This window comes from Vibrio lamellibrachiae (assembly GCF_050337265.1).
In the GTDB taxonomy this organism is placed as follows: domain Bacteria; phylum Pseudomonadota; class Gammaproteobacteria; order Enterobacterales; family Vibrionaceae; genus Vibrio; species Vibrio kyushuensis.
Window position 1 is genome coordinate 59,865 of sequence record NZ_JAKJSU010000004.1, and the last position, 23,275, is coordinate 83,139.

The following is a 23,275-nucleotide window of genomic DNA, read 5'->3' on the forward strand; positions in this document are numbered from 1 at the left end:
GATCATGAAAAAAAGAGAAATAGGAAAGTCAGGAATTGAAGCATCGGTGATTGGTTTAGGTACATGGGCTATGGGCGGCTGGATGTGGGGTGGTACTGACGAAAAAGCCGCAATAGAAGCCATTCATGCCTCGCTTGATAATGGCGTATCGCTCATTGATACCGCACCGGCTTATGGTCTTGGAGTGTCAGAAGAAATTGTCGGTAAAGCAATAAAAGGTAAGCGTGACCAAGTGGTCTTAGCGACCAAGTGTGGATTAGTTTGGCATACAAACAAAGGCAATCACTTCTTTGATGAAAATGGCAAACCCGTTCATCGCTATTTAGGCGCTGATGCGATTCAACACGAAGTGGAACAAAGCCTTAAACGATTACAAACCGACTATCTCGATCTTTATATTACGCATTGGCAAGATCCGACTACGCCAGTCGAAGAGACGATGGAAGCGCTGTTATCTCTCAAAAAAGCCGGGAAAATTCGAGCGATTGGAATTAGTAATGCCAATCAAGCGGAACTCGCGAAGTATCAAAGCTGTGGTGTTGTCGATGCAGTACAAGAGAAATATAACCTAATCGATCGTCAATTAGAGCAAACACTACTGCCAACAACGATTCAAACTAATGTTGCCTGTCTTAGTTATTCATCTTTGGCGATGGGGTTGTTAAGTGGGAAGGTGACGCCAGAGCGAGTGTTTACCGGGGATGATCAACGCATTACTGATCCAATGTTCACCATTGAAAATCGCCGCTGGGTACAGAAATTTTGCCAATCTATAGAACCTATTGCTCGACAAAAAAATATCAGTGTCGCTCAACTCGTGATAGCTGCGACGTTGCAACAACCGGGAATTACCTACGCCTTATGCGGTGCGAGAAACCCACAACAAGCGATTGAGAATGCAGCCGCTGGTAGTGTTGAGTTGTCATTAGAAGAAGTGAAATTTATCGATGCTAAATCCCTAGAGTTTTTTGGCGAGTTGGAACTGGCTTAGGCCGTATTTCATAGCGTTCAAAACCGGTTGGAAGGAACAGCACTTGGCAGGAAGCAAAGATGAATAACAACACAAAAGTATTCCAAAACTTAAATCTACAAAGTGGTTTCGATGTCGTGGTTATTGGAGGAGGTATCAATGGTATTAGCGTATTTAGAGAGCTTGCACTGCAAGGCGTTAAGGTATTGCTTGTTGAAAAAGATGACTTTTGCTCCAAGGCAAGCGCCGCTCCTTCTCGGATGATACATGGTGGTTTGCGCTATCTCGAAAATGGTGAATTTTCATTGGTGAAAGAAGCGCTATTTGAGCGTAATCGCTTACTCAGTAATGCACCTCATTTAGTGTCGCCGCTGGAAACGACTATTCCAATATTCTCAACCTGGTCTGGAATTTTTGATGGATTGTTTAAGTTTATCGGGCTTAAAGACCGTCCTTCTCAGCGCGGATCTGTGGTGATTAAACTTGGTCTTAGTTTGTATGATTGGTTTACCAAACGAGACCAAATGATGCCTGCCCACAAAATGCATTCTGCCAGTGTAACGCAAAAACGCTGGCCGTTAATGGGTAAGAAAGTCAGCAGTAGTGCGACCTATTTTGATGCTTGGATAAGCTCACCTGAGAGACTTGCCATGGAGCTTATTCAAGAAGGCATTAAAGCAGGTGGAACTGCGCTTAACTATACAAAAGTAACTGATTTAAGCGATGGACGACTTACGTTGCAGCAGACGGGCAGTGAATCACCAGCGCATGTGTTTAGCCGTCATGTTGTGAATGCAACTGGGGCGTGGGTTGATAGCACCAATGGTCTTTTGACCGCACCCAGTCAATACATGCAAGGCACCAAGGGATCGCACATCATTGTTGATAATGCCGATCTTTTGCATGAGCTAAAAGACAACATGTTGTTTTACGAAAACAGTGAAGGAAGGGTTTGTATTCTATTTCCATACTTTGGCAAGGTACTTATTGGCTCAACAGATATACCAGTGAGCGATCCTGAATCGGTTCACTGTACCGACGAAGAAATTGACTACATTTTGGAATCGTTAAGAGGTGTACTACCCGATCTCAATATCAGTCGAGACCAAATTGTTTATCAGTTCAGTGGTGTGCGTCCATTGCCTTCTGTGAATGCATCAACAACAGGGCAAATACCGCGAAGTCATTCGATTAAACGGGATTCTATAAATGGAACGGACGTGTATTCACTAATTGGCGGGAAGTGGACTACGTTTCGGGCTTTCGGCGAAGAAGTGTCTGATGAACTATTGGAAGTACTTGATAAGCCAAAGTGCTGTAGTACTAAGCAAAAGCAAATCGGCGGAGGAAAGGGTTACCCTGTCACTCAAAAGGGTAAGGGAAAATACGTGTCGAAACTTGCCGACCGTTATTCTACTCAGCCACACAATCAAATCGACGTTTGGTTCAAGCGCTATGGAACTGGGTGTGAAGGTCTACTGGAATGGTTGGAAGGTCAGTCTGATTCACTGCTGAATTCACTCCCTGATTATAGCGTAGGCGAACTCACATACATTCTAGAACATGAGCATGTTGAAACGTCTCTAGATGTATTTTTGCGACGAACTTCGATTGCCATTGAAGGTAAATTGAATGATGCGGTTTTTGAAGAAATATCGGACATTACTGCTGATTTCTTCAATTGGACCCCACAACGAAAAAAGGAAGATCGCGAGCAAACAAAGCATGTCTTACTTACCTTTCATGGCGTCGAGTTAGACGGCCTAAAAAAGACGCCTGAAACCACATCACAATCAAATAATGTTAAAAATCAACAATTACAAAATGGAGAAGAGTATGTATTTGACCAATAAGGTTAGGATGAACCGATTGTTTAAGAACGGGCGATGCCTCGATGTAGCGATTGATCATGGAGTCTGTAATGAGCCGTCTTTTCTAGACGGGCTTGAAAATATGAGCTCGGTCGTAGAGCAGTTGGTTAATGCAAAACCTGACGCTATCCAGATGAATGCCGGTCAAGCGGACCTTCTACAAAATGTCGACGGTAAAGATAAGCCGGCATTAGTGATGCGAATAGATTTGGGTAACCCTTATAACGCAGAGCGTCACCGCCACATGTGGGCGCTTTTACAAAATGCAGAGCAGCCAATCATTCAGGCGCTGCAGATGGATGCCGCGTGTGTTGTGGTCAATCTATTTATGCTTCCAGATGAGCCCGATCTATTTAAACAATGTGTCGCGAACATCAGCAAAGTTAAAGCGGAATGTGAAAAATATGGTATGCCTTTGATGGTAGAACCGCTAGTGATGCAGCCAAATACCAAAGGGCAGGCTTACATGGTCGATGGTGATTGTGAAAAGATCGTGACGCTTGCTCGAATGGCTCGTGAGCTGGGGGCCGACATTATTAAAGCAGACCCTACCGCTAATGCTGAGGATTTTCATAAAGTTGTTGAAGCAGGTCGTTGTCCAGTCCTTGTGCGTGGCGGTGGTCGAGAAGATATTGAGTCGGTATTTAGTAAAGCGAGAGCGTTACTTGATCAGGGAGCATTAGGGATGGTCTACGGTCGTAATATCTATCAGCACCCAAACCCAAGCCGTGTTGTTGATGCGCTGATGGCGATGATCCATAACGATGCGTCTACGTCAGAGGCCATGAACCTTTATATTGGCGACAAATAAGGCATTGGCGATAAAAAAACAATTCGCGATAAGTAAGAGTCAGTAATAACTAACAGAATCAGGGAGGGGATATGACGTCATACGCACTTGGAATTGATTGTGGCAATACAGCGGTTAAAGCCGCGTTATTTGATGAAAATGGCGTAGAGATTGCGACCGTAGCCAATAACTATCCGACCCATATCCCTAAACCTGACTATACCGAAGCGGATCTTGATGAATGCTGGGGGCTGTGTGCTGATGCTATTCGCCGAGTAATGGACAAAACTAAGGTAGATCGAAACCATGTTGTCGCTGTTGGTTGTAGTGGCCATGGAAACGGGCTCTATCTATTGGACACAAATAGAGCACCATTGCTCGGTATTAAATCCCTAGATAGCCGAGCGCAATCAGATGTTGAGCGTTTGCAAAAATCGAATCTATTTTCGACCATCAATCGTAAAAATCATCAGGGTGTGTGGAGCTCCCAAACTGCACTGTTATTACATTGGTTAAAGCGTCATCAACGAGAGACGTACGAACAAATAGGCGAGGTGCTTTTTTGTAAAGACTACCTGAATTTCAAACTTACGGGAGAGTGTGCAACAGAGTGGGGAGACATCACTGCTTCAGGTCTATTTGATTTTGAATCGGACAGTGTATCTGATGAGTTATTAGGCGCTTACGATATTGCTGACATTAAATCTAAATTGCCAAACATCCTAGAGAGTAATCAGGTGATTGGTGGCATTACGTCAGAGGTTTCTGAATTAACAGGACTAAACATTGGAACGCCTGTTATAGCAGGGCTATTTGATGTAGTTGCATGTGCGTATGGCTCGGAAGCCTACCACCTCGGTGAAACGTCTGTTGTCGCAGGAACGTGGAATATTAATCAAGTTGTCACTGACACGCTTCCTCCTCAAGAGATATTCATGGGGTGTAAACTTGGGAAAGATCGTTACTTAGCGATTGAAGCAAGTACATGTTCAGCCTCAAATTTGGAGTGGCTCGTTCAGCGGTTCTTTACAGATCAAGTCGAGAATTCACTATCAGGTGAAAGTGTATTTGAGCGATTTAATCGTCAGTTAGAAGATGTTGAATTGAATGATACCTTACCGCTATTTCATCCTTACTTATATGGTTCAACGGGCCAACAATCCCCATCCGCCAACTTGTTTGGCTTGAAAGGATGGCATCAAGATATCCACATTGTTTATGCTTTTTATGAGGGCATAGTGTTTGCGCATTTAGAGCATATTAATCGCCTACGCAGTGCAGGTTATAAGATGGACTCTGTCTCAATTAGTGGCGGGGCGTCTAGAAGTGACTATTGGTGCCAGTTGTTTGCTGACATTCTTAATGCTGAAGTCAAAGTGAGCGCGTCTGATGAAGTTGGCGCTAAGGGCGTAGCTATGCTTGCGCTTAGCACCGTTTCGGAATTACTAGCTAGCGACCTTCCTCAAACGAATAAACTTAAAACTAAGGCGTCACAACGCATATTTAGACCAAGCGATGAACGTCATGAGTTCTATGTAGCAAGATTTAAGAAGTATTGTGTTTTGAAAGAGTTACTGGCCGGCGTCTAGCAAAATAGCCGATCTTTTTAAGCCAAATGTCTGTTTCATCAAATGTATAGATGACCAAATATTTACATGAGTAAATAAGCGAACAAATAAGAGTAAGCAGTCAGTGATGATCTCTACACAGATCATTTCTGCGCCCAAAATATATTTTATTAAATAATGATACTAAATGTATCGATATTAAATTTAAGGTGATTTATGAGCCAATCTATTGTTTTACCAAAATTCTTAGAAGTCGGAGAAGGCGCAAAAAGTGCAACTGGCGACATAGCACGTCAGCTTGGTTGTAAACGAGTGTTGATAATCTCGGATCCTATTATGAAGACGTTAGGTCACGTTGAAAATCTTCAAGCGATTGTCACAAAAGCCGATATTCAATCCGATATTTTTACGGACACTATACCTGAGCCTACCGAGGCGTCGATTCTTCCTGCGGTTACTAAAGCGATTGAAGGAAATTACGATGGCATTATTGCATTAGGCGGCGGCAGCGTAATCGACAGCGCAAAAGCCATCGCATTATTAGCTCAATATAAAGGCCGTATCCGCGATCACTCTGTACCAAATGTCGTCACGTTACCAATCATGCCACTCATTGCTATCCCAACGACCGCAGGTACGGGATCTGAAGTGACGAAAGTTACCATCATTACCGATGAAACGAACGATGAAAAGCTGCTTTGTATGGGGCCAGGGCTAATTCCGGCTGCTGCCATTATCGATTTCGAACTCTCTATGACAGCGCCTGAACGTATTACTGCGGATACAGGAATAGATGCTTTGACTCACGCAGTAGAAGCGTATGTGAGTGGAAAGTCTGGTCTGTTTACTGATCAGCAAGCGCTGCTCGCAATGAAGCTTATAGCGCCTAATCTACGTGAAGCAGTTAATAATCCAGATAATAAACACGCCAAAGAGCAAATGATGCTTGGTGCAACACTCGCTGGCATTGCATTTTCCAACGCTTCAGTGGCGTTAGTTCATGGTATGAGCCGACCGATCGGTGCTCACTTCCACGTACCACACGGCATGAGCAACGCAATGTTGCTTCCAACGGTGACTGAGTATTCGATTCCAGCTGCGAAAGCTCGCTATGCAGAATGTGCTCGTGCAATGGGAGTTGTTGAGTTATCAACCAGTGATGATGCTGCTGTTGACGCATTACTCATTGAACTAAAAGCGATAAATAGAGACCTAAGTGTCCCTTCGTTAAGTGAGTTTGGCATAGAAAAACAAGAGTTTTGGTCAAACCTCGACATTATGTCAGAGCAGGCTTTGGCGTCAGGGTCTCCTAACAACAACCCACGAGTACCCGATAAAGAAACCATGATCGAGCTGTACAAAGCAGCTTGGTAACACGAATTTCAAACTTTAAATCAAAGCCCTAAATATTTTATACAAGGAAGAGAATATGATCTGCAATTTCATCAATAACCAAAGTGTTGAGAGCCATTCAGAAAGGCAGCAACCCGTCTATGACCCTGCAACAGGTGAGATACAAAACCATGTGAAACTTTCGGCTAGAGCAGAAGTAGAGTTAGCCATTCAAGTCGCCGACAAAGCATTCAAATCATGGTCAGCGATTACACCCCTGAACCGTTCACGTGTTCTGTTTCGCTTTAAAGCTCTACTAGAAGAGAATCGAAACGAACTGGCTGACATTATCAGTCGCGAGCACGGAAAGGTGTTTAGTGATGCGTTAGGTGAGATCACTCGTGGTCTAGAAGTGGTCGAATTTGCTTGTGGGATTCCGCATCTACAAAAAGGCGAGCACAGTTTAAATGTGGGGACGGGGGTGGATTCCCATTCTCTGATGATGCCTTTGGGCGTTGTCGCTGGTATTTCACCGTTTAATTTCCCTGTCATGGTGCCGATGTGGATGTTCCCAATCGCGATTGCCACGGGCAACACATTCATTTTAAAACCGTCAGAGAAAAACCCTTCCGCACCTCTATTTTTAGCTAAATTATTACAACAAGCAGGGCTTCCAGACGGAGTGTTCAATGTCGTTCAAGGCGATAAAGAGGCGGTTGATACATTACTGCAAGATGAGCGCGTTCAAGCCGTCAGTTTTGTCGGCTCTACACCGATTGCCGAGTATATCTATTCTGAAGGCGCGAAATACGGCAAGCGTGTTCAAGCATTAGGCGGCGCTAAGAACCATATGCTTGTCATGCCCGATGCGGATATGAATGGCGCTGTTAATGCTTTGATGGGCGCAGCGTACGGTGCGGCGGGTGAACGCTGCATGGCAATATCAGTCGCGGTTACCGTAGGCGAAGAAACAGGGGACGCATTAGTACGTCTTCTTCAAGACAAATTGGCGACTCTCAAAGTGGGTCAGGGTTACGCTCAAGAGATTGAAAATGACATGGGGCCACTTATCACCAAGGAGCACAAACAAAAGGTCTCTGGCTATATTCAGCAGGGCGTTGATGAAGGGGCAACCTTGGTTGTGGATGGCAGGGAACTACCACTAGCGAAATCAAGCAATGGTTATTTCGTTGGTGGCACATTGTTTGACAACGTAACGACTGATATGACGATCTATCAAGAAGAGATCTTCGGTCCAGTGTTGTGTGTATTGCGCGCTGACAATTACCAACAAGCTCTAAAGATCATTAATGATCATGAGTACGGTAACGGCACCGCTATCTTCACAGCAGATGGGGACGCTGCAAGAGATTTCACAAGCAAGGTTCAAGTAGGAATGGTTGGGGTGAATGTCCCAATCCCTGTACCGATGGCCTTCCACAGTTTTGGTGGTTGGAAGCGTTCGTTGTTTGGGCCTTTACACATGCACGGTCCTGATGGTGTGCGATTCTTCACTCGAATGAAAGCAATTACTACACGCTGGCCTGAGTCTGATATCAAATCAGGCGGTAAGGAAAGTACTCAAACTCAAGCCGAATTCGTCATGCCAACCATGAAATAACGCATTGATGTGAGGAGGTGCGCGGTAAGATTTTCTACCTTAACAAAGGCTTACTTTAAAAGTAAGCCTTTGTTTCTTATGCACGTAGGCCATGCCACTGTTGCGCTTAGGTCACAAAAACAATACGCTATAGGAAGCACATCGAATCCCATTTCAAGGAAGAGCTCAGCTTTATGTCAACACCTAACTCGACTACCCCAACGAAAGGTTCAACCCTAGATAGAGTACTGCAAGTGCTGTCTTTGGTGGCAAGTAGCCGAGGGCATATAGATAGAGAGTCGATTGCCAGTCAGTTGAATATGCCAATGGCTTCTGCAAACAAGCTGATTACACATCTAATGTCTCTAGGGCATTTACAGGAAAATATTGTGGGCCGAGTGATAGCAGGGCAGAAACTGCAAAACCTATCCCATGATATTTTAAAAAATCAGCGCTTCTCTGATCAGCGAGCCTCCGTATTGCAGCGTTTATCTGACCATATTGGAGAAACCTGTGGAGTATCAGTGCCAAATGGTATTGAAATGATCTATTTTGAACGAGTGAATTGTAACTGGCCTCTGCAGATTAATTTGGCAGAGGGGAGTCCCGTTCCTATTGCAGCATCAGCATCCGGTAAGCTTTACCTTTCTATGTTGGATGAAGAGATCAGAAAGAATGTGGTTCAGAATATGGGGCTAACCGAATACACGCCGAAAACCATTACCAATGAAGCTGTATTTCTAGAAGAGTTGATACGTATTCGAGAGCAAGGCTTTGGGGAAGATAATGAAGAGTTTGTTGATGGCATGGCTGCCATTTCTGTACCCATCGGGTCTGATGAACTTAGCTTTGGTTATCTGTTTTGTCACGCCCCAAGTTTTAGAACCTCTTTAGGGCAGTTAAAAACGTACTTACCTGAAATGCAGCTAGCTGCAAAAGAGATTCTCGACTTTACCGTTAAAGAGCTTGTCCATAAGACGCTATAATTTTGTTAGTCTAATTAAACTGATCTTTCATATCTCGATAAACGGCCTCTAGGCTTTGCTGCGCAGAACGAAGAATAGGCAAGTAATTCTCAAGATCATTGACACTCTTACGGCTTTTAGGGCAGTGACAAAATGTTGCTGCCATAAAGTTCCCATGCTGGTCGTAGAGGGGCAGCGCTATCGCAACCATTCCATCGATAAACTCTTCATCATCAACACTATAACCACGACGCTTAATCAAGCTGAGTTCACCCTTTAACACCTGTAAGTCGGTAATCGTGTTTTTAGCGCATTGTGTTAATTCAATTTTGCTTAAGACTTTACGAAGCTGTGAGGGGGTCAGTGTACTTAAAAACAGCTTCCCACTCGCTGAGGCCCATAATGGAGTAGGAAAACCGACTGGAATGACTATTTGTAGTGGCCAGTTAGTTTGAATTCGGTCGTAATAAACCATGTGCGGTGTTGGGTCGTCATTGGCGAGCGCTAAACCACATGTCTCTTCAAGTTTACGAGACAAACCATGCAGAATGGCTTGGCGTTGCAGCTTGTGCTGATTGGTCCATTTAACATCCAACGCGATAGATAGCATTTGTGAGCTAGGATAAAAATGTCCACGCTCATCTTGCTGAATGTAGTTTGTCTCTTCTAACAACTGCAGTAATCGATGGCAGGTTGGCTTAGGTATCCCTGACTCAAAAATGATATCGGAAGCGGGGACTGGACTCTTTGATGATCCAATTCTTTCGATAACGTTGACCAAACGATCCACTGAGTTAACTTTCTCTGACACCACTTTTTCCGACACGATAGATTCCTTTTAAACGGGTCTGCGGGTTGACCTAAGAGCAAGGCCTAAGTTGGTATCTTCCCAGACTCCCTACGCATTTTCAACCAGTTAGCCAAAGCATGAACGTTATATTCATATTGGACAAAGAATAAGATTAGAGCAGCGCTGAGTTTATTGTTGGCTCAACTTTACCTTTCGTAGGTGCATTAAGTATGAATAACTGCCCAGAGTGAGGGTAAAGCTCTTTTTCAGTAGGGGTTAGTTCATAATTTGCTGTGGTAACAAATAAGGTATCCAAATATTCACCACCAAACGTACAGCGCGTTGCGTGCTTTACAGGAAGTTTAACTTCACCAAGCTTATTCGGATTACCAATACGATTGGGCGAAGGCATGTAATAGCTGACTTTTCCATTGTCCCAGTGACAAATATAAATGTTGCCATAACGGTCACTACACAACCCGTCAGGAAGCCCCTCTAAATCATCAAACTTAACGAAAATGGTTTTATCGATAATCTCCGTCATATCGTCATTCAGTTGATACTCAAAGACGACTTTTTGAAACATGTTTGAACAGTAGGCTCGTTTAAGGTGATGATTAAAACAGATGCCGTTAGCCACGCTAAACTCTGCGTCCATAGTCTGAACTTGCTTTTGGTTAAACTGGAAAAGCTTTCCATCAGGAGACTCGAGATCTTGGCAATTCATCGAACCAAGCCATAGCTGTCCGTTGGGCGACGCCACAGCGTCATTACAATGAAGATGTGGAAATTGAGCAAAAGGGTCAGTGATAAGGGTAAAATTGTCCAGTTCCGGAGAGGCCAGAAATAACCCTTGTTTGCTGGCGCATACCCAATGCTGATTATCACAGGGGACAATGGCCGTGATTTCAAAAGGCACCTCATAAGATTTTATTGTGCCATTGAGTGGGAAATACTCGTGTATATCGCTTCCGGCTGCATCTACCCACACTAAGCTCTGAGTATGAACGTTCCAAATTGGAGATTCGCCAATTGTGTTAGAAATGTTGTTCGCTACCCGCATATTCTCGCCTCTCCCTTTGGGTTCACTATAATGATATCATTCGTATCATTATAGTGAATAAATTAATTAGTGGGGGGTAAGATGTTAATTATGTGAGGATCTTAAGATTACGGCTCTATCGTCAATATCTTGTCTTAGATTATCTTCTGTACGAATTCTTACGCATGATGCTTCTATAGGGGGGCGTCAATACATACTGTATATTCACAGGTTAGGTATCAGAATACTTCGTTAACATGGAAGTAGAATGCAGTTTCATCGTTACCAAATCCAATGTCAGCTCTTATGTTAACTTTGTCTTTGATTTTGAAACGCAATCCAGCCCCAACAGAAGTAAGTAAATCTTCATTTAGTTCATTTATCTCGGGTGCAACGGATCCTACGCCTCCCCAAAATACGGCCCCGACTCGCCAGAAAATAGGTAAGCGATATTCCACTTGCCCCATCGCCATATGGTTGTCTCGGTAGCGGCCTTCAACGTGCCCACGTAATCCATTAGCACCTCCTATGTCTGGCAAACGATTCCAAGGTACATCACCGCTGGTGAAATCGCCTTGAACTTGCCAGGCAATGAGCCCGGGAAACTCGCCCAAAGTGATGTAGTTTGCCAATTCAAAGTTGTATTTCCCAAACCAATCGTTGGTAAGAGATGAGTGAAAATAACCGGCGGTCATGTCGACCAATAAACCTTCAGAGGCGTTTAATACGTTGTCTCGAGAATCATAAACCGCGCTCACTTTAGCACCGTAGCTCGTGTTTTCTTCCAAATCAGCCGATTTATCTAACGAACCTTGGCCGTCATCTAATTCAAAATCACTGGCTTTGGCGTAAGTGATGTTCGCCCCTAGGCCAAGGTAGAAATCATCCGCGACTTTCGTGAGTAGAGTTGGCTCGATCAACGCCACCTTTTCTGAGTAATTGATTTTGTTATCGTTCACACTGCCTGCGTCGTGCCCAACACCATAGTACACACCCGCATCATCAAACAGTTCTAAATCGAGGTAAAAGCGATGATGATCGCCGGAAAAGAAATGTCGGTTCTCGAACGTGATCCCTTTAGAACCGTTAGTGGAAATATAAGGGTTGATCACCATTGAAGAAGGTTGGGTGGTTCCACCATGAGTGTCGCCATAAAGACCAACGTACAACAGACCAACACCAAAGCCTTGCTCAGGCGTATAGAACAAAGCGGGAATGTAGCTAGAGTCAATGCCCTTGTTCGGATCGTACTCTTCTTCCGCACCGAATATAGCTAAAATATCATCCAGTTTTTTTGTCGTCTCAGAAGGTGTCGTTTCGAAGAGGGGTTTGACGGCAAAAGCTGGGCTAGAAAGACAACAGGTGAGTGCTGCAACTCGCAATAAGTGAGTCATTTTAATACCTTAAAAGTGTCGATTCATTTAATTATACCTAATTTCTTTGGTTAAGATTGCTCTCTAGGGGAGTTTGTTAATGACGTGAAGCGAGTTTGGCCTCAATATCACTCAACAATAGACATGAATTTTCAAGCGATGATTAGACACCGTGCCTGTTTTCCCTAAATATCACGAGTCCTATCTTAATACCGGAGAAGAGGTATTCAAAGCTGTACAGACTGCGACATTGAAGAAGTGTCAGAGCAAGAGTAGACCTGCGGTATAGATTAAGAAATAAGAAGGTTAGCTTTAGGGCTAATCTTCTTTATTTATAAGCCTTTGGATATCAAGCACTGACTGTTGTTAGCACTGATTTTGGGTCTATTGATTTGATTAAGAGTTCTCAATGGACTCTAGATATACTTGCATCTCTTTTAAGCTTGTTTCTGCAATAACTTGATTATTAAGAGAGTAGTGAACTTCATCACCAAAGCGCTCGCCTGTTAAAGTGGCACGAGAGCCATCGTCGTAGGTCAATTCAATCGCAATCTGATTTTCATCGATTACTTTCATTTCACCGTGGCCGATAACACGCTTAGCTAACGGGTCAAGTGGTGCCTCTGTTAAGCTTTTATCAAGTTGGTCATTGATTTCAATATAGGTGCCAACTTTAGAATCAAAGATATGAGGCTTTTTGTTAATAGGGTTTTTACCCGTCCAAAACTCCAGTGAGTTAAATACAATGTAATCAGCAGCGACAGTGATGCCGTATGCTGGCGCGAGCAACATATTTAAGCCGCCACGAGCGTATCTGTTATCAACCGCTTTTACGTTAAATTCCATTAGCTTGCCTGTTACGGCATTACTACCTACGCAACCAAATAAAGTTACAAGGCTAGCTGATATTATCATCGGTTTTACAAATCGGTTCATCTTTCTCTACTTCTTTACGTGTATTTTTTGGGGGCGCGGATTATGACAAACACGAACAGACTCTAATATAGGGCTTTGCCTATATTAGATATAAGATAAACCTATATCCCACTATATTAATGACTTAGGAGGTTAATGCCGTTTAAAGCATTGAGCTAGCTTGAATACTAGAAGGAAGTTTTAACAGTACTATGTCATAGCGCTAACTAAAAATTTGAACTAATAGTTGATCATATAGTGAGACACGGTTGTCGATTCATTATCACCTAATGGAATGTTGTCACCAGAGAATTGGAATGAAACGATTTAACCTCAATCTCGTATACTACTTTGTCGCTATTTATGAAGAAGGGAATCTTACCTACGCCGCAGATAGGTTGAATATTTCGCAACCGAGTCTAAGTGCTAATCTAAAGCGATTACGTGAAGAATACCGTGATGTACTGTTCGTTCGGAAATCCTATACCCTTGAGCCCACGCCGTTTGCAAATGAACTATACCCAGTATTGAAACAAGCACTCAAGCTTGTATCACACTCGTTACCTTCGACAAAACAATTTGAACCTAAAGAATGTACCAATACGTTTAGAATCGCCGCAATAAACATTTCAAATTGTGTATTGTTACCCAAAATACTCGATAATATTCAAGAGTCTGCGCCAAATTGCGTTATTGAAGTTGTTAACATAAAAGAGGACATGTTTGCTGATATTCGAGAGAAGAAGATTGATTTAGTCGTTGATCACAGTGCTGCACATCCAACCTTATTAAGCAAAATAATGTGGAGTGATGAGCTATGTGTAGTTTGCAGTAAAGAGCACTCAAGAATAGACAATGAGATGAGTTTAGAGCGCTATATTTCAGAAAGGCATGTCATGCTTACACATGATAATTATCGTGTTAATCAATTGTCGGATATACATAGTCCTATATTTTCAAAGAGGATAGTGGCAAGAAAGCTCAATTCAATTCGAGATTTTTCTGATACGATTTATGGGTCCGACTGGATTGCCACCGTACCTAAAACGGTAGCAAATACGCTCTTCGATAAGGATAAAATTAAAGCTCTGGCGTTACCTTTCAATTATTCAGCGCCATCACTCAGTGTATTCTGGCATAGTAATCGAAATGATGATGTTACTAACCAATGGCTACGTAGCCTATTTAAGCAATGTTGAGGTGGTTAAGCGACTTAATCTGATATTAGAGTTGACTAAGTACCAAGCAGTTTTTGTAAAAAAGTGATCAATCAAAACGCCTTTCTATGAAAAAAAAGGCGTTTGTATCAGTGAGCGTTAGTAATATACATCTGGTATCACTGATATAACCAAACTACAAATTATGTAATTCGAGTAACTCTTTGATTCCAATAAGCTCAAAGTCATTCATTTCTATGAATGCTTTAAATGTTTCTGAGCTAATGATATCCAGATCTTGTTGTCTGCATTTCGCGGCCCATCGATATACCGATTCATCAGGTAAAGAAAGTGCATTCTGCTCTGTATCATCAAGAGCACAATGACCGATGATGTGATAGATACCTGACTGATAATTAGAGAGCCGTTCGGTGATTTGCTCGAAACTCATATGGGTCATTGTAAAGCTGTCATTGAAGTACTTTAAACGATCATTCTCTACCGCATAGGTATAAATCAACCCAAACTCGTTTGCGACTTCTTCCACTGCTTGTGCGATGGGTTGGTATGCTGTTGAACCGTTAAAGAGCAACTCTGGAAGCATATGCGTTTCGACATGCGTGGGGGTAACGCCACTGTTGAGCACGCGTTTTATCTGTGCGCGATATTCATTTTTTACGTCTTCAATGTTAAGTGTGGTCAGCAGTTCTTCATAGCTACTATAGAAATAGCCAAGCTCATTACATAGTGACTGAGCTCCGGTAATTGGACCACAAGACATGTTAGTCCACTCACAAGTCAATGTTAGATGTACGCCAATAGGTAGATCATGTTGCTTGGTTAAACGAACAGCTTCTGGCAGCCAAGGCGCAGCAGCCATAAAATTGCTGCTTTGAAGTAAGCCGTGTTGAAATCCACGTAGAATTCCCTGATTGACACTATGACTAATGGCGAAGTCATCACTAGTGATGAGAAGGTACTTTTTGCTCATGAGTTTGACCTATCTACTGTGTTTTAAACGCAGTAGCACTATATCGGGAATGCTAGAGTGGCGAAAGGACTTAACTGTAAGCATAAATACAGGGTTAACTTTCTGGCTATGAGATAGAATAGCCATGCGTGTTAAACGCACAGCTATTAATTACGGCTCTGATTCTTTTTATTCACCAGCCATAATTTGGCGTTTTCCTTTCACACTTGCAAATAGCATGTAGATACACGTTGCGAGTAGCGAAGCAAACAAGTAATCCATTAGCCCATTTTGGGAAGACATGAACTTGTTGGCGATAATTGGGCCTGAAACTGAGCCAATACTATAACTAAACAGCATAACTTGTGTTGCTGAAACGATGTAGCTTGCGTCCAATCCATCGCAACCTAAGTTAATAGCGACAGGGTAAAGTGCAAAGATTGCCATACCCAAAATAAATAGGCTGACCGCAAATATCCCCATATCATTGAGTAGCACGGTTATCGAAACCGCTGCGACACCTAATAAACAAAACATTGCCATCATTAACGTTCTCCCCAAAAACTTAGAGAACAAAGGAACCATCGGCTGCACCGCCATACCACCAAGAATAATTAAGGCCATAAGCCCCCCAATATCGCTATTGTTGATTCCACGTTGTTTTAGTTCTAATGGCATTAATCCGTAAATTGCGCCAAGCGTTAGCCCGGAAATAATACAACCTATAATGGCAGCATGATTGAGCTTGGCGATCTGCTTAAAAGATAGTCGTGCAGACTCTTCACTTTTTGGTTGATCAGACTCACCAAAAATCAAAACCAATATAGCAATTAGCATCAGGGTTAAAATAGCGATAAATGGTACGCCACCAGTCACGCCAATAGTGCCAATCCCTAACTGGCCGATAGAAGATCCTCCGTACAGCGCGCCCATATATAGGCCAAGTCTTTTTGCACGGTTAGATTCATCGCCATGCAAGAGCCAAGATTCTACAATGACAAATACACCTGCGACCGAGACACCCGCAGTAAATCGAGCAAAAAGCCAAACCGACGTATAATTGAGGGCAGGCATTATAATCACAGTCGCCATTAGTACAACTAAACACAAAACAAATGCATTACGATGACCTAATCGAGAAACTATTGGTTCAATTCCAATCGCACCAGCGAGTAGGCCGGTATAAAAAATACTGGCTAACCAACTCGCTAACCCCGAGTCTAAACCGTAGTGAGGCAACATAAGAGGAATCAAACTCATCAAATAACCTGATGCAACGGAGTAAAGGGACAGTGCAATGACAGGTACTGAAATACGAGTGTTTTGCGCAGAAGTAGTTGATTTTTCCAATGAATGAGCCTCCGAAAGTAAAAAGTTAGGAACGTTTTCGGGGGCGAATATGGGCTTAATTTGAATGGAGGTAAAACGAATTATTTTACTCCTAACGACAAAAGATATTTATCGCTAGGAGCGGTATGTTGAACCTAAAAAATCACTAATTAACTTGCGATTAATTGAAGGTTAAAGATACATAAAAATTGAAAAAAAACTGTAGGTTACTACTTAGTGATGGCTTGGTTTAACCATTGATCAAACTGACCTTTTGGTAATGCTCCGTTTATCATATCGACACGTTTTCCACCTTTGAACATCATAATGGTTGGTATGCTGCGAATTTGATATTGAGCTGCTAGCTCTTGTTGAGCTTCTGTGTCGACTTTGACGTATCGTATTTGTTCGCTTCTCTCTTCTGCTGACTGTTCAAACACAGGGGAAAAACCAACGCAAGGGTTACACCATGGGGCCCAAAAGTCGATAACGACAGGTTGGTCACTTTCCAGTAGAGCGCTGATATTGGATACAGTGCCTTCGATTGGTGCGCCATCCAATAGAGCAGATTGACACTTACCACATTTCGGGCTTTCTGAAATACGAGTATTAGGAATTCTGTTGAGCCCCTTACATGAAGGGCAGCGGGTGTTAAATGTAGTCATGGCGTTCTCTGTTCCATCTGAGTGCGGCGTATAGTGAATGGGTGGTCTCAAAATAGACCAAAAGGAAGATTCAATTACGCTCTAAAGTATTTTTAATAAGATACGAAAATAACAGTCAATTATAAACAGGCTAATGGCAGTTTGTACCTATCAATATGATAGGCATAAACTATGATCTTGATGAGCTCCTAAATTGCTTCTGCTTTTTCTGTTTTTAGCTGTTTCAATAGGGCCATTTCATCGTTTAAGCCGATTTTGACTGATTCTAGTAAGTACAAAAAATGTTCTTTTTGTTCAATAGAGTAATCACAATTCTCGTTAGAAAGTGCAGTTAGGCCCATCTTGACGAGATCATTAGCGGTGGTGAGGCGTCCGTTTCGTTTTTCTTGGGAAATACGGTACTTTAAGTTCTCAATATGAACTTGAAGTTTTAGTTGGTCTAAACGAGCAATCTCAATATTGGAATCTTCGATATTAAGCACTCCCATCTTCCGTTCGTTATTGATCGCTACTTTTAGCGCTTTAATCCGTTTAAGAATTGAGATGCATTCTTGAGAGCTTTTTGGAACTTTAAAAGCACTACTAGCTGGGGTGTAAGGTAAGGAAAGTGCTTTTACAGCAATTTTACTTTCATTAAAGCGATCAATGATATTTGTATCTCTGGGTCTTAAATCGGCCATCGCTTCAGCAATGAAAAAACAGCGCTTAGTTAAGCTACTATTTAGCGTTTTACTTGATGGAATAGGATAGGAGCGATGTAACAACCCGTCATAGCGCTTAAGAGATAGTTTTAGGCGCTGAAGATCTTTTTCTATCTGTTTTTCTCGATTTGATCTTTTTAATATTCGGGTATAGAAATACAAACTAACTAAGGCAAGTGCACTTACAATTCCAGGAAGAATAAACGTCATTCTAACGGCCGTATTGATAAAAAAGATATTGTATTCGTTTATGTGGTTGTTGTTCTAGTCCTTATGTAACAATTAGTTACGCGACTAACATATTACGTGATGGATTGATGAAAATATGTACGTTAATTATACTGAAGACAGATACATTGTTCCGTTTAGCAATTATGGTGAACCATGGAGAAGTTAAGAGATCTACAAGGGCTTGGCCCCAAGTCTGAAGCAATGCTGGTTAATGCAGGTATAGATTCAGTTATGTTGTTAAAAAAGCTAGGGGCGATCAGGGCATTTATTAAGGTAAAGAAACAGGGTGATATTAACCCAAGCTTGAACCTACTTTACGCAATGGTTGGCGCTCTAGAAGGTAAGCACTGGTTGGAAATTGCCAAGAAGCAAAAGGCAGAGCTAATTATGCAGCTAGAGGGGTATGAAGAACTTGAAGCTCTGTTTGAATCAGAAGGTGAACCACTAAATATAGCTGATTAATGTAAGCCAATAACGTTTACCCAACACACAGGGTGTTAATGCCGGCATTACAACTAGTAGTTATAACGTTTAACCAAACGTTTCATTTCTGAACTGTTTAACGTTTTATGTGTATGGCTACTCTGATCGAACACTTCATACAGCATCGCTTTCGCTACATTTTCAGCTTTGATAGGAATGTATTTAGAAAGAGGACCGATCATCAAAGGGGTAAGAAACTTTAATACATATTCGACAATGACTTCGTTTTTCCGAGTCTCGTCTCGTAAGCCTGTTAATGGACCAGGGCGAGCAAACACTAGTTTATCAAACCCCATCCTACGAATTGTCTCTTCCATTCGTCCTTTGCACTTCAAGTAATGAGAGAGCGAATAAGGAGAAGCGCCAATACTTGATACAACGGCGAGCTTTTTAACACCGACGACTTTCATTGACTGAGCAACGTCGCAGACAAGTTGATAATCGACCTGTTCTAGTTTCTCTTTCGAGCCTGCTTGTTGAAGTGTCGTGCCAAGGCAGATAATGCCAATTTTAGGGGTTGGGTTTTCATTATGCCATTCAAGAATACGTAACTCGTTATCTTGAATTTGTTCTAACTTAGAGTGAAAGAAGGGGAGTTTTTGACGAGTTAGTGCGTACACACGTGTGATTGGATCTTGCTCTAGAAGATGCTTTAGCACTTCTGTACCTACCAGGCCGGAGCCCCCAGCAAGAATAACAACCGAATTATCACCCAAAATACTCATTGTATAGTTTCCTAAATTTGTACTTTCTATTGATCTAACTTACTTCGTTCTAGCCTGACGTGCTCTATGGCTATGAATGCAAGCAGTTTGAAATATATACAAACGTAGCGCCTTGATCTGTGACCAAATATCCAAAGTTTTTAATCATTTATTTTTGTTACCATTGCTTTATAGGGTATGACTAAGATAGAAAATCAGCCTCGTAAATTGAGGCTGATGAGATTTAAGTTAATGATAATGGCACTTTTTTCTTTCCTTTGGTTTGTGTGCGTGAATGCGAGTTTTGCTTTTTATCATTTTTTCTAGGTGATTTTTGATTAGCAAACATCTTTACTCCTTACGCTGTAACACTTAATTGAGTCGTGTTGAATCGTAATCTTATGCATCCTTCATGCCTGAATTTTCTGACGATACCGCCTTATTATGGCGGTCTTTATAGGTTAGATGATGAATTTATCAATATCCAATTCAATCTGATTGTCATATTAAAATCTTTCTCATGGATTCGTATACTGAAATGGACGCTAGGAGAAAAGGTAGGGCCTGTAACAATGCTTACTAAATATTTTTGCGCGATAGTTAAGTGTTTGATTTCGAGTTAAACTACGTATTAAACCCAACACGGACGTGTGGCCTGCTAATGCATTGAATGCAAATTAAATGGTTCTCTGATCGTCCTCATTTAGATGAGACCCTAATCTGTCATGTTAAATCGCGATTTTTCACAACAAATCCAACACCGTATCGACCAGAAAACCAAACCCCTTGGTGCGCTTGGGCAACTTGAAGGGCTCGCCTATCAGCTCGCTCTTATTCAAAGCCAAAGTTACGATGCCGCAGTGAAGAATATCGCCATCAATAAACCAACAGTCGTTGTTTTTGCCGGTGACCATGGCATTGCTGATGAGGGTGTGAGCATTGCGCCAAGCGCTGTGACTCAACAAATGGTCCTTAACTTTCTTCAAGGCGGAGCTGCGATTAACTGCTTTTGTCGTGTTAATGATGTCGCCATGAAAGTCGTGGACACAGGTATCTTATTGCCCGTTGAACATAGCAGCACGGATTTCATTGTTCAGCGTCTCGGAGATAGAACTCAGAATTTATCTAAACAAGCAGCAATGAGTAAAGAAACGGTTTTGGACGGCATAGAGTTAGGAAAAAGCCTAATTAAAGATATTATCTCCCAAGGCAGTAACGTTGTTATGTTTGGAGAAATGGGCATTGGTAATACGAGTAGTGCATCAGCTATCTTAGCTGTTCTCTCAAAAAGAGATGTCGGCTCGTGCGTTGGGCTGGGAACGGGCATTAACCCTGAACAGTTAGAAAAGAAAATTGAACTGGTTACACAAGGTGTCGCTCGATGCTCATCGTTAGATCCTATATCGGTGCTGTCTGAAGTAGGTGGCTTTGAAATTGTACAGATGGTTGGCGCGTTTATTGGTGCTTACGAACAAAAAACACCAGTTATCGTTGATGGGTTTATCGTGACTGCCGCTGCGTATGTGGCATCTATTATCAAAGCAGAATGTCGTGAATATATGATATTTTCACACCAATCAAAAGAAGCGCCTCATCAATACTTACTGGAAGAGCTAAAGGCTGAACCATTACTTGATCTCTCATTACGATTAGGCGAGGGGACTGGTGCGGTGCTTGCGATGCCTCTTATTCGCGCGGCAGCTGAATTTTACAATAATATGGCAAGTTTTGAAGACGCTGGAGTGACTGTGTAATGTCGAAAACAGTAAAGTATCAGCTTGAACTGTTTTGGCTTGCGCTGAGCTTTTTTTCACGCATACCGATCCCCAAGAACACGCCTTACAGTGATGAGCGTATGAATCGTTCAGGTCGATACTTTGCGCTCGTGGGGGCGTTACTTGGCCTAACCTGCGGTGCCATTTACTCGTTACTTACTCTCTTTTTACCAAATGAGATAGCAATATTTATTACCATGGTTTTCAGCTTAATGCTGACGGGCGCTTTTCATGAAGACGGTCTAACCGATATGGCCGATGGTATTGGTGGTGGCATGACGCTAGAACGCCGTTTAGCCATAATGAAAGACAGTCGAATTGGTACTTATGGTGCGTCCGCGCTAATCATGGCATTACTTGGAAAATTTGCGCTGTTAAGTTACTTGGCGAATATCAATTATTCAGAAAAACAGTATCAATTATGGGGAACTGCGGAGACGACGTCTTTACCTGTGGTATTACTCATGTTTTTGATGGCTTATACGGTTAGTCGGTCATTCGCAGCGTCTCTTATTTATGATATGCCATACGTGAGTGACAGCGATACAAGTAAGAGTAAACCGTTAGCGAATAAGCAGACGACTGGAGAATTGTGCTTTTTAATTGCATGCGCTGTTGTAACAACATTGATCTTTTCACCTGCGGTATTTATCACTGTACTTTCTGTGCTGATTGTAAGTCGTTATCTGTTTAAGCGTTGGCTACTGAGTAGAATTGGTGGGTTTACAGGCGATTGCCTAGGAGCAGCACAACAACTTAGTGAATTACTGGTGTATCTTATCCTTGTGGGCTTTGCTTATAATCAATGCGTTCTATTCGGAGGTTGGCTATGACTATTCATCTTGTGTTAGGTGGAGCGCGTTCAGGTAAATCGACTCATGCTGAGGGCTTGGCTAAATTTCAACTGCTGAATACTAAGCGTCAAGATCAGAGTTTGCATTACGTCGCCACAGCTCAGCCATTTGATGATGAAATGAAAACGCGAATCAAGCATCATCAGAATAAGCGAGGCCAACAATGGCACGAACATGAAGTACCGATATATCTTGCTAAGGTTGTCTCGGGCTTTAATTCTAAAGATGTCGTACTGATTGATTGTTTAACCCTTTGGTTGAATAACATCATTTTCTTTCTAGGTGACAATGTCACAGAACAGAAAATTCAAAATGAAATAGATTGTCTGCTGAGTTCATTAGATGAAACGGATGCAACTATAATATTGGTCTCGAATGAAGTTGGCCTTGGTGTTGTCCCTCTTGGTGAAGTCTCCCGCTTGTTTGTGGATCACGCAGGATGGATGAATCAAAAGATTGCAGTCATTGCATCTCATGTTGATTTTATCGCAGCAGGAATTGCACTGACCTTAAAACCACAGAAGTAGGAGTGGCGAGTGGACACAACCTATAACATTTATCTATTACGCCATGGTAAAACAGAAGGGCCTGATGCCCTTAATGGCATCACTGATGTTCAGGTGAGCGATGTGGTTCAATCGAACATTGCTGAATTACTATCCGCTGAACGCTTGGGTTTTAAAACGATTATCACTTCTCCGTTAAGTCGATGCCGAGATCTCGCCGAGCGGCTAGCGAGCAGAGATACATCAATCGAATTTTCTGTTGAACCTAAATTTCAAGAGATGAATTTTGGGGATTTCGATGGGAAAACCTTTGATGAGCTTCAACCTGAATGGAACGTGCTTGATTCATTTTGGAAAGATCCTGCCAATCATTCTCTACCCAATGCTGAAAGTCTGCAGGGCTGCTACAGCCGAGTTAGCGGTGCTTGGGAGGAAGTGGTCTCGGATCTTAACCAAGATACACTCATTATCGGCCACGGAGGCACGATTCGACTGATATTAGCTCATGTTCTTAAAGTCGATTGGTCAAATCCGTCATGGTATTCAACACTTAATATTGCTAATCAATCGATTACTCACATTAAGATTTTAAAATCGCATCAAAGTGCGCCCCACGTTCAAGTGATTGGGAAGCCACTTTTTTAAATCAATTGCTTTTAACACTAGGTCTAGTGAATGGATCTT

Annotated in this window: 22 protein-coding genes; 13 read left to right on the forward strand and 9 right to left on the reverse strand. The window is 42.3% G+C overall.

Features of this window, described 5'->3' with window-relative positions; genetic code table 11:
• Positions 1 to 4 precede the first annotated feature (4 nt).
• The 7 genes from L4C54_RS00485 (at position 5) to L4C54_RS00515 (ending at position 9,117) form a co-directional block, all read left to right on the forward strand.
• Positions 5 to 991, forward strand: coding sequence for an aldo/keto reductase (locus L4C54_RS00485; protein WP_428802092.1), 987 nt, complete (start codon positions 5 to 7; stop codon positions 989 to 991).
• Positions 992 to 1,050: 59 nt separating this feature from the next.
• Positions 1,051 to 2,823, forward strand: coding sequence for a glycerol-3-phosphate dehydrogenase/oxidase (locus tag L4C54_RS00490; protein ID WP_428806651.1), 1,773 nt, complete (start codon positions 1,051 to 1,053; stop codon positions 2,821 to 2,823).
• Entirely contained in the window at positions 2,807 to 3,652 is an 846-nt protein-coding gene (locus tag L4C54_RS00495; RefSeq protein WP_428802090.1) for a class I fructose-bisphosphate aldolase, read from the forward strand. The genes L4C54_RS00490 and L4C54_RS00495 overlap by 17 nt, the downstream gene beginning before the upstream one ends.
• A 71-nt stretch (positions 3,653 to 3,723) precedes the next feature.
• Positions 3,724 to 5,220: an FGGY-family carbohydrate kinase gene (locus L4C54_RS00500; protein ID WP_428806652.1), complete on the forward strand. Its 1,497-nt coding sequence runs from the start codon at positions 3,724 to 3,726 to the stop codon at positions 5,218 to 5,220.
• Between the two features lie 195 nt (positions 5,221 to 5,415).
• Positions 5,416 to 6,573, forward strand: coding sequence for an iron-containing alcohol dehydrogenase (locus tag L4C54_RS00505; protein WP_428806653.1), 1,158 nt, complete (start codon positions 5,416 to 5,418; stop codon positions 6,571 to 6,573).
• Between the two features lie 55 nt (positions 6,574 to 6,628).
• Positions 6,629 to 8,152 (forward strand): CoA-acylating methylmalonate-semialdehyde dehydrogenase, encoded by a 1,524-nt coding sequence (locus L4C54_RS00510; protein ID WP_428806654.1) that lies wholly within the window; start codon positions 6,629 to 6,631, stop codon positions 8,150 to 8,152.
• A gap of 173 nt (positions 8,153 to 8,325) precedes the next feature.
• The gene (locus L4C54_RS00515; protein ID WP_428806655.1) at positions 8,326 to 9,117 is read left to right on the forward strand and encodes an IclR family transcriptional regulator; all 792 of its coding nucleotides are present in this window, start codon (positions 8,326 to 8,328) and stop codon (positions 9,115 to 9,117) included.
• A gap of 10 nt (positions 9,118 to 9,127) precedes the next feature.
• Here L4C54_RS00515 and L4C54_RS00520 read toward each other — a convergent pair whose 3' ends face one another.
• From L4C54_RS00520 to L4C54_RS00535, 4 genes are all read right to left on the reverse strand, one after another.
• The gene (locus tag L4C54_RS00520; RefSeq protein ID WP_428806656.1) at positions 9,128 to 9,922 is read right to left on the reverse strand and encodes an IclR family transcriptional regulator; all 795 of its coding nucleotides are present in this window, start codon (positions 9,920 to 9,922) and stop codon (positions 9,128 to 9,130) included.
• Between the two features lie 136 nt (positions 9,923 to 10,058).
• Complete coding sequence (locus L4C54_RS00525) at positions 10,059 to 10,949, reverse strand: SMP-30/gluconolactonase/LRE family protein (protein ID WP_428806657.1); 891 nt, start codon at positions 10,947 to 10,949, stop codon at positions 10,059 to 10,061.
• A gap of 218 nt (positions 10,950 to 11,167) precedes the next feature.
• Positions 11,168 to 12,322, reverse strand: a complete 1,155-nt coding sequence (locus L4C54_RS00530; protein ID WP_428806658.1) for a BamA/TamA family outer membrane protein — start codon at positions 12,320 to 12,322, stop codon at positions 11,168 to 11,170.
• Between the two features lie 375 nt (positions 12,323 to 12,697).
• Positions 12,698 to 13,237 carry a DUF3332 family protein gene (locus L4C54_RS00535; RefSeq protein WP_428806659.1) on the reverse strand — a complete coding sequence of 180 codons (540 nt, stop codon included), beginning with the start codon at positions 13,235 to 13,237 and terminating at the stop codon, positions 12,698 to 12,700.
• A gap of 296 nt (positions 13,238 to 13,533) precedes the next feature.
• Between L4C54_RS00535 and L4C54_RS00540 the strand changes: the two genes are divergently transcribed.
• On the forward strand, positions 13,534 to 14,415 hold the full coding sequence (locus L4C54_RS00540) for a LysR family transcriptional regulator (protein ID WP_428806660.1): 882 nt from the start codon (positions 13,534 to 13,536) through the stop codon (positions 14,413 to 14,415).
• A gap of 154 nt (positions 14,416 to 14,569) precedes the next feature.
• On the opposite strand, the gene L4C54_RS00545 is transcribed toward L4C54_RS00540, so the two are convergent.
• The 4 genes from L4C54_RS00545 to L4C54_RS00560 form a co-directional block, all read right to left on the reverse strand.
• Entirely contained in the window at positions 14,570 to 15,364 is a 795-nt protein-coding gene (locus L4C54_RS00545) for a carbohydrate deacetylase (RefSeq protein ID WP_428806661.1), read from the reverse strand.
• 168 nt (positions 15,365 to 15,532) lie between these two features.
• Positions 15,533 to 16,693: an MFS transporter gene (locus L4C54_RS00550; RefSeq protein ID WP_428806662.1), complete on the reverse strand. Its 1,161-nt coding sequence runs from the start codon at positions 16,691 to 16,693 to the stop codon at positions 15,533 to 15,535.
• 209 nt (positions 16,694 to 16,902) lie between these two features.
• Positions 16,903 to 17,337, reverse strand: a complete 435-nt coding sequence (gene trxC, locus L4C54_RS00555; protein ID WP_428806663.1) for a thioredoxin TrxC — start codon at positions 17,335 to 17,337, stop codon at positions 16,903 to 16,905.
• 188 nt (positions 17,338 to 17,525) lie between these two features.
• Positions 17,526 to 18,248: a hypothetical protein gene (locus tag L4C54_RS00560; protein WP_428806664.1), complete on the reverse strand. Its 723-nt coding sequence runs from the start codon at positions 18,246 to 18,248 to the stop codon at positions 17,526 to 17,528.
• A gap of 174 nt (positions 18,249 to 18,422) precedes the next feature.
• Between L4C54_RS00560 and L4C54_RS00565 the strand changes: the two genes are divergently transcribed.
• Positions 18,423 to 18,731 carry a TfoX/Sxy family protein gene (locus tag L4C54_RS00565; protein WP_428806665.1) on the forward strand — a complete coding sequence of 103 codons (309 nt, stop codon included), beginning with the start codon at positions 18,423 to 18,425 and terminating at the stop codon, positions 18,729 to 18,731.
• Positions 18,732 to 18,784: 53 nt separating this feature from the next.
• Here L4C54_RS00565 and L4C54_RS00570 read toward each other — a convergent pair whose 3' ends face one another.
• Positions 18,785 to 19,477 carry an NAD(P)H-binding protein gene (locus L4C54_RS00570; RefSeq protein WP_428806666.1) on the reverse strand — a complete coding sequence of 231 codons (693 nt, stop codon included), beginning with the start codon at positions 19,475 to 19,477 and terminating at the stop codon, positions 18,785 to 18,787.
• Between the two features lie 704 nt (positions 19,478 to 20,181).
• Between L4C54_RS00570 and cobT the strand changes: the two genes are divergently transcribed.
• Genes cobT through cobC form a run of 4 tightly spaced genes read left to right on the forward strand, consistent with a single transcriptional unit; the run spans position 20,182 to position 23,236 of the window.
• Positions 20,182 to 21,210 carry a nicotinate-nucleotide--dimethylbenzimidazole phosphoribosyltransferase gene (cobT, locus tag L4C54_RS00575; RefSeq protein ID WP_428806667.1) on the forward strand — a complete coding sequence of 343 codons (1,029 nt, stop codon included), beginning with the start codon at positions 20,182 to 20,184 and terminating at the stop codon, positions 21,208 to 21,210.
• Positions 21,210 to 22,064, forward strand: coding sequence for an adenosylcobinamide-GDP ribazoletransferase (locus L4C54_RS00580; RefSeq protein ID WP_428806668.1), 855 nt, complete (start codon positions 21,210 to 21,212; stop codon positions 22,062 to 22,064). Before cobT ends, L4C54_RS00580 begins: the two co-directional genes overlap by 1 nt.
• Positions 22,061 to 22,612: a bifunctional adenosylcobinamide kinase/adenosylcobinamide-phosphate guanylyltransferase gene (cobU, locus tag L4C54_RS00585; RefSeq protein ID WP_428806669.1), complete on the forward strand. Its 552-nt coding sequence runs from the start codon at positions 22,061 to 22,063 to the stop codon at positions 22,610 to 22,612. The genes L4C54_RS00580 and cobU overlap by 4 nt, the downstream gene beginning before the upstream one ends.
• A 9-nt stretch (positions 22,613 to 22,621) precedes the next feature.
• A complete protein-coding gene (gene cobC, locus L4C54_RS00590; RefSeq protein WP_428806670.1) occupies positions 22,622 to 23,236 on the forward strand; it encodes an alpha-ribazole phosphatase family protein in 615 nt (204 codons plus the stop codon).
• Positions 23,237 to 23,275 lie beyond the last annotated feature (39 nt).

Bases quoted from the DNA above. Each gene is read 5' to 3' on its own strand.
- L4C54_RS00485 (WP_428802092.1), top strand. From the start codon at position 5: ATGAAAAAAAGAGAAATAGGAAAGTCAGGAATTGAAGCATCGGTGATT.
- L4C54_RS00490 (WP_428806651.1), top strand. From the start codon at position 1,051: ATGAATAACAACACAAAAGTATTCCAAAACTTAAATCTACAAAGTGGT.
- L4C54_RS00495 (WP_428802090.1), top strand. From the start codon at position 2,807: ATGTATTTGACCAATAAGGTTAGGATGAACCGATTGTTTAAGAACGGG.
- L4C54_RS00500 (WP_428806652.1), top strand. From the start codon at position 3,724: ATGACGTCATACGCACTTGGAATTGATTGTGGCAATACAGCGGTTAAA.
- L4C54_RS00505 (WP_428806653.1), top strand. From the start codon at position 5,416: ATGAGCCAATCTATTGTTTTACCAAAATTCTTAGAAGTCGGAGAAGGC.
- L4C54_RS00510 (WP_428806654.1), top strand. From the start codon at position 6,629: ATGATCTGCAATTTCATCAATAACCAAAGTGTTGAGAGCCATTCAGAA.
- L4C54_RS00515 (WP_428806655.1), top strand. From the start codon at position 8,326: ATGTCAACACCTAACTCGACTACCCCAACGAAAGGTTCAACCCTAGAT.
- L4C54_RS00525 (WP_428806657.1), bottom strand. From the start codon at position 10,949: ATGCGGGTAGCGAACAACATTTCTAACACAATTGGCGAATCTCCAATT.
- L4C54_RS00530 (WP_428806658.1), bottom strand. From the start codon at position 12,322: ATGACTCACTTATTGCGAGTTGCAGCACTCACCTGTTGTCTTTCTAGC.
- L4C54_RS00535 (WP_428806659.1), bottom strand. From the start codon at position 13,237: ATGAACCGATTTGTAAAACCGATGATAATATCAGCTAGCCTTGTAACT.
- L4C54_RS00540 (WP_428806660.1), top strand. From the start codon at position 13,534: ATGAAACGATTTAACCTCAATCTCGTATACTACTTTGTCGCTATTTAT.
- L4C54_RS00545 (WP_428806661.1), bottom strand. From the start codon at position 15,364: ATGAGCAAAAAGTACCTTCTCATCACTAGTGATGACTTCGCCATTAGT.
- trxC (WP_428806663.1), bottom strand. From the start codon at position 17,337: ATGACTACATTTAACACCCGCTGCCCTTCATGTAAGGGGCTCAACAGA.
- L4C54_RS00560 (WP_428806664.1), bottom strand. From the start codon at position 18,248: ATGACGTTTATTCTTCCTGGAATTGTAAGTGCACTTGCCTTAGTTAGT.
- L4C54_RS00565 (WP_428806665.1), top strand. From the start codon at position 18,423: ATGGAGAAGTTAAGAGATCTACAAGGGCTTGGCCCCAAGTCTGAAGCA.
- L4C54_RS00570 (WP_428806666.1), bottom strand. From the start codon at position 19,477: ATGAGTATTTTGGGTGATAATTCGGTTGTTATTCTTGCTGGGGGCTCC.
- cobT (WP_428806667.1), top strand. From the start codon at position 20,182: ATGTTAAATCGCGATTTTTCACAACAAATCCAACACCGTATCGACCAG.
- L4C54_RS00580 (WP_428806668.1), top strand. From the start codon at position 21,210: ATGTCGAAAACAGTAAAGTATCAGCTTGAACTGTTTTGGCTTGCGCTG.
- cobU (WP_428806669.1), top strand. From the start codon at position 22,061: ATGACTATTCATCTTGTGTTAGGTGGAGCGCGTTCAGGTAAATCGACT.